1 pseudogene is annotated in these 331 nt (G+C 77.9%); it reads right to left on the bottom strand.

The annotated features are described in order from the left end of the window. A pseudogene (locus DW309_RS10165) lies at positions 1–331 on the bottom strand (hypothetical protein); the annotation flags it as partial.

Here is a 331-nt window from a genome sequence, read left to right as displayed (position 1 = left end):
CGGGGTGCCGTTCCCGCGCGGTGCTCCGCTCTCGTCGTAGGCCGTGCCCGCTCCGGGTGCCAGGGGTGCCACGCGCTGCTGCTCCGCGGTCGCGTTGGCGTACAGCACCGCCGCGCCGCCCGTGGTCGCGTACACCGCCGTGGTCACGCGGGGTTGCACCACCAGCGCGTCCAGGCGCAGGTCGCCGCGGCTGGTGCAGCGCACGGTCACGGGGCCGTCCGGGAGTCCGCCGCCGAGCAGCTGCGGCACGAGCATGCCGTCCGCCTCCGTGAGTCCGCGGTCGCCCGTGCCCCCGGCCGCGGTCTCGGTGCTCCACAGCCGCCGTCCGCCG

This window comes from Microbacterium sp. K41 (assembly GCF_004794395.1).
Classification (GTDB): domain Bacteria; phylum Actinomycetota; class Actinomycetes; order Actinomycetales; family Microbacteriaceae; genus Microbacterium; species Microbacterium sufflavum.
Note: the sequence above shows the minus strand (reverse complement) of the source record. Positions and strands in the feature narration are given on the sequence as shown.